Annotated in this window: 4 protein-coding genes; all 4 read right to left on the reverse strand. The window is 61.6% G+C overall.

What is annotated here, in order from left to right; all coding sequences use genetic code 11:
- The coding region (locus WAW85_RS04180; protein WP_422558389.1) for a hypothetical protein at positions 1-730 on the reverse strand (730 nt) is incomplete at its 3' end.
- 53 nt (positions 731-783) lie between these two features.
- Entirely contained in the window at positions 784-1,083 is a 300-nt protein-coding gene (locus WAW85_RS04185) for a hypothetical protein (RefSeq protein ID WP_422558390.1), read from the reverse strand.
- A gap of 68 nt (positions 1,084-1,151) precedes the next feature.
- The gene (locus WAW85_RS04190; protein ID WP_422558391.1) at positions 1,152-1,448 is read right to left on the reverse strand and encodes a WXG100 family type VII secretion target; all 297 of its coding nucleotides are present in this window, start codon (positions 1,446-1,448) and stop codon (positions 1,152-1,154) included.
- 85 nt (positions 1,449-1,533) lie between these two features.
- Positions 1,534-5,310: an FtsK/SpoIIIE domain-containing protein gene (locus tag WAW85_RS04195; RefSeq protein ID WP_422558392.1), complete on the reverse strand. Its 3,777-nt coding sequence runs from the start codon at positions 5,308-5,310 to the stop codon at positions 1,534-1,536.
- Positions 5,311-5,467 lie beyond the last annotated feature (157 nt).

Below are 5,467 nucleotides of genomic sequence, written 5' to 3' on the forward strand. Positions count from 1 at the left end.
AAACAACTGCGAAGGCGCCTTCGATCGCCACTTCGCCCCAATTTTTCTCACCCCGAGAGGCCTGGACTATCGAAACCACGAGAGCGGCAAGGGCAACAAGCGCGATGGCAATCATGAGTATTTGCCCCAGACCTGGCACCCAACATAGGAGAATCGACAGCACCGTGAGGACGGTGCCGATGTTCTCCAGAACCTCATGCCAGGTATCAAGCGGGATGCCGAGAAAGGACGCTCGGTTGAGTTGGCTTGCTTCGTTCGAGCTGCCGATAGCCGCTGCCGTCTTCTTCGCCCAGTCATTCCACTGTTGAACCGCTTCATCATAGTCGGCTTTTGCGGCGTCCCGCTCCCTCTGCCGTTGTGCTACTTCCTGCTCAGCCAGCCGCAGCTCGTGCTTGACCCGCTCGTTCTCAGCCTCGTCCGCCGGCTGGAAGATCAGCTGGGCCTCCTCAACGCGCGCCGCGTTGAGCGCGTGCTGGGCGGAGGACACGTCAGCATGGTTTCCAGCAGTGATGGCTCGGTTAGCTTGGTCTTGAAGAGGTCGAAGTACCTTCGCGAATTGCTTGAGCGCCTCTCCTGCCCCGCGGTACCTTGTGCTGGCTTTGGTGAGAGTCACCGCCAGCGTGCTGGCATTCTCCTTTATCGCGTCCGTCGCAAGGCTCTGATAGCCCCCATTCGAAACATTCTTGAGTGCCGTTGCAGCCCGATCCATCTGATCCGCGGCGGTTATCATGGCGGCAGCTTCACGGTGGATGACATCTGGGCTACCAGGGATCGCCGACCAACTCATGCGAGTTTCCCATCCAAAGATTGCTTGAGTTTAGTATCTACATCGCGGAGCGAATTTTCAATGATCTGGACGTTCTGCCACATGACGTCCATATCCTGGATGAGCGACTCCCGAGTCTTGCCCCATAGGGTGGCAAACTCGCGAACCTTACCCTCTAGCTCTGAGTGCCCAATCGCATCACCGATCCGGTTGACTGCGTTGTCGGCGCCAGAGAGCACGGCACTAGCTGACTTCAGATCACCCCACAACGTGGCGAGTTCTCCCAGATCAACAGATATTCTCTTACTGTCGGCCATCTTCCGTCCTCTTCATCGGACCCTGGGCCGGGGCGTCCATTGCGGACACCCCGACCCCACAGAGTCATTCAGCCCTTAATGGCGTTCGACAGTTCGGTGTCCGCGTTCTGGAACGTCTCGGCCGCCTTGTCGAGGTAGGTCGACATCCCGTCGAGCCCCTCGATAGCCTGCTGAGTTCCGGTCCGAAACTGCGAGAACTGCTCGTGGTATTGGCCAGAAGCCTGGTCCGTGTTGAAGCCCTGCTGGACCAGTGTGTCGATGACACCCATGAGTTCGGTGAGCTTGCTGACCATGTCTTCCTTGCCGTTCCGCAGCTTCGTTGCAGCCTCCGTCATCTCGGCATATGTGACGTTAAGGTTTGCCATCATCGCTTCCTTTCATCAGGTGTTGCGTTTCTTTGCCGCCCCCGGGTCTTCGAGGTCGGCTCCTCCCACTGGTCGGAGAGGATGACTAGGTGGATGGTCGAGCAAGTTGAACTCGCTGAGCGCGCCCTGCGACAACGAGATAGCCGCGTCCGGGCGGGAACTCTGATCGTGGGAGTCGAGGAATCCCGGCCTTGAAGATGACGTCGGCCTCGATTGGCTCCGGCTGCAGGATGATGCCGGTCCGCGCGGACTTGAGTTCCCCGTACAGTCCATAGGAGGAAGACCACGTCGTGGTCTCACTCTCAGCGACGACCAACTGACCGGTTCGGCGCGCAGTCTTGAACAATGCAACCAGCGCAGCGTCGGCCGCAGTCTGAAGGAAATCAGATAGGGACTCAACGACGACCGCCCATGACCGAGGCCGCGGCTCCTGATCGATCTCAGCAGCAATGCGGGTAGCCGCCTCCTTGACCCCGTCGATGCCCACCACCACCTCATGGAACAAGGGCTCACCGGCCAACCCGGTCGGGCGAGCGGTAAGACAGACAACTCTCATCTCTGGAATGGCGCGGTTGATCGCTGTCGCGACGGTCACCAAGGCGAGGGAACGCCCTGATTGCGGTCCGCCCGCGATGACAAAGGGCCCCTGGGGTTCGAACGCCGCTGGTCCGAGGGTGTCGTCGGCGATGCCGATGACCGGATGCCCTCCGGCCTGGCTGGGCAGCGACATCACAGGGATATCTGTGGGTAGGGACTCGATAGGCGGCGCGGGGCGCCGCCCTTCCGCCACGATGAGTTCGAGCAATCGGGCTACGGCGGCGTCCTGCGACAGAGCGCCCGAGCTTCCGCCCAGGATCGCGACTTGCGCCTCCTCACGATCCACGAGGGCTCGGCCGGGGGGTGAGTTCACATTTAGGACATCTGTCGGCACATCGAGCACGGTGTACATTCCCTCGTCCGCCATTCGAAGCACCACGCGCCGAGGCACGTTCGAGGCAACCGCGCCTGGGACGCTCGCAGGTCGGTCCGCGCTCATCGCCACGTGGATTCCCAGCTGACGACCTTCCGTGAGGATCTGCTGGAAGGCGGCATACCAGTTCGCTCGTCCGACTCCTGACTCGTAATCATTGCGGAAGGCGGGGTAGCCGTCCATCAGCAGTATGATCCGAGGTTCGCTCACCCTTCCAGTGATGGACCGGTAGGAAACAATGGAGTCTGCGCGAGCCGAAGAATAGTCCTTGCGCCGCCGTTCCACTTCCGTGGTGAGTCTGCGGAGGAGCCGAATCGTGCGGTCGCTATCGTCTGAGGCAATGATGGCCCCGACGTGGGGCAGGTCCTCAAGCATCTTGAGACCTCCCCCGGCGAAGTCCAGCCCGTAAACGTGGACGGGACCGCCTAGTGGGGTCACCCCAGCAGCAGCAGCCAAGGAACGCAGCAGGACGGACTTGCCGCTCCCGCTCGTGCCATACACGAGAAGGTGCCCATCGCGGTCGGGCTCAAAGGCCACAGCACGCTGCTCCTGCTGTTTGGGCAGATCAACCCAGCCGAAGATCAGCTGCTCGTCGCTGAGCGGGCCTTCCTGGAGGAGTTGCTGCAAGTTGTAGGTGTCTCGGAGCTCTTCATGCCAGGGCCGACGTGGCGGCGCTATGCCAGCCATCTCGGCAGCCGCGATGATGGTGTTTACGAGCCGCACCTCATCGGTGGGCCCGTTCTCAGGCACCTCTTCCTCGTCCTCCGGACGCTCCCACGGCTTCTCCGCACCAAATCGCAGCGGTGTCACGGTCGTGACAGGCTCGGGCACGACGTCTGTTGTCCAGCCCCCGACGTAAGCCGATTGGAACTGGTGCGGTTGTCCCGGCCCCGTCTTGGCCAGGGCTCGGCCCTTGATTGTGGGATCGAACTTCGCAGCGTCCGGCACATCAACGACGTCGGTGGACTCCCCAGTGTCGGACATTCGGAGTGCGACCCGCAGATTCGTGTTCGCACGCAACGCGGGTGTGATGACACCCGCCGGACGCTGGGTCGCCATGATGAGGTGGATGCCGAGCGAGCGCCCACGCTGCGCGATATCGATGACGCCGTCGACGAACGATGGGACCTCGCGTGCCAACGCCGCAAACTCATCGATGACAATCACAAGAGCAGGGGGGCAGTCCCCATCTGAGCGCTCCTCCAGCTCAAGGATGTCCTTTGCGCCCTTATCGTTCACCAAGTGCTCGCGCTTCTTGACTTCGGCGCCGAGGCTGATCAGCGCTCGCCTGGCCAGGTGCGGTGTCAGGTCTGTCACCACACCGACCTTGTGGGGAAGCCGCACACACTCGGCGAACGCTGATCCGCCCTTGTAGTCGACAAAGAGGAAGGTCACACGGTCTGGGCTGAACTCGGTCGCCATCCCGAGCACCCAACTCTTGAGGAACTCACTCTTGCCGGCACCTGTCGTGCCAGCTACGAGCGCGTGCGGTCCTTGGCCCCTCAGGTCCAAGTGCATCGAGTTGAGGGCGCCTTTACCAACCAATGCCCGCAGATTCGGCTCGCGGCGGCGCCGTCCGCGAGGACGGTCCTGGCCTCTGAACGAAAGGTTCTGTCGCCACCGGTCGACAACTGCCGGTGGATGCGTCGCGTACTCCGACCCCAGGAGGGTGACGAGGGATATTGAACGCGGAAGATCCGAGTTGGCCTCGGTCGGTGCACCGACATCCGTCAGAGGCGACATGGCCTTGGCCAGCGCAAGGGCCTCGTCGCGACTGACCGATTCGACGGTGAGGTCGGGCACAACACGACCGTGGCGGACAAAGTACGCCGTCGCTTTTGAGTGTCCGGTGCCGGGTCGGAGCTCTAAGAAGGTCCGACAGGCCGCCGGGAGGGAGTCCACGCTTGGCGCGATGACAACCGGCAAGATCCCTGTCCCCGAAGCGCGTTCGAGAAGGGTGATAAGACGACCCTTGTCGACGACTGAGTCCGCAGTAATCACACACAAGATCGCCGGCAAGACTCGACCGTCGACTGACTTTTCAGTCTCGGACTGGCCCACCTTGGCACCGCGGTGGACTGCCGTCAGGGCATCCTCCAAAGGAGGGAGGACCTGGATGCCCTCGATGCGAGCGCTCTTGGCTCGTGCGGCAAGGACCTGCTCCAGTTGGGTGAGGAGGGACAAGTTGCTCGGCACGGTATCTGCGAGGTGATTGCCGAAAATGGGGCTTTGGGATGACGTTGTGTGAGGGAGCCACTTGACCCACCCCAGTTCCGCCGCGCTAGAAGGCCCACCCATCACGGTGACGATGAGTTCGGACGGTGAGTGGAGTCCCACCCACTGAAGGATCAAGCCTCGAGCGAGGGCAAATGCCGACTCCTGCGGGCCAACGATCCCGAGACACCCGGCCAGCTCCGGCGACTCCACGATGGGGACGTCCTCAACCATCGCATAGCGATCGACGACAGCGTCTACCTTCTCCGCGTACTCGACCAGGGCAGCTGCGCCCTCACGAGCCTTCACAACCGTGCTGCGTGAGCGATCGGTGCCGCTGCCTAGGCGGACGTTGAGGAAGGACCAGTGCTCTGGTCGGCGAGTCCACAACAGTGGAGACCGCGTTCGGAGAGCCTCTTGAACTTCCGCGCTCGTAGGAGCTTCCTGGGCGCGGACAGACCTTTCGATCGGGAGTTGGTCTGCGAGCCCCTTCTCAAGGGCCTCAAGTTGTCGCGAGAAGACCGCGATCGCAGAATCACCATCTTGTCTGATCTTTCGCCGATTCATCCAGTAGTTGCCCAGCATCATCATGGGCGACATCACGACAAACAAGAGAGATGCAGCGCGCTGAGTGATGACAAACATCGCCACGCCGAGGAGCACCGGCATTGCCAACATGAACCATGGAAATGTTGGCTTCTCGAGCTCCGATGGGACTTCGGGAGCAGTGAACTCTGTCCCAGGGAATCGCGGCTCCACCCGGGGTGATCGATTGAACGGGATCGAGGCACCGCGGATATGAAACGACTCGTTGAGGTCGCGTTCGATAGCGAAC

This window comes from Gordonia sp. (in: high G+C Gram-positive bacteria) (assembly GCF_049299075.1).
Classification (GTDB): domain Bacteria; phylum Actinomycetota; class Actinomycetes; order Mycobacteriales; family Mycobacteriaceae; genus Gordonia.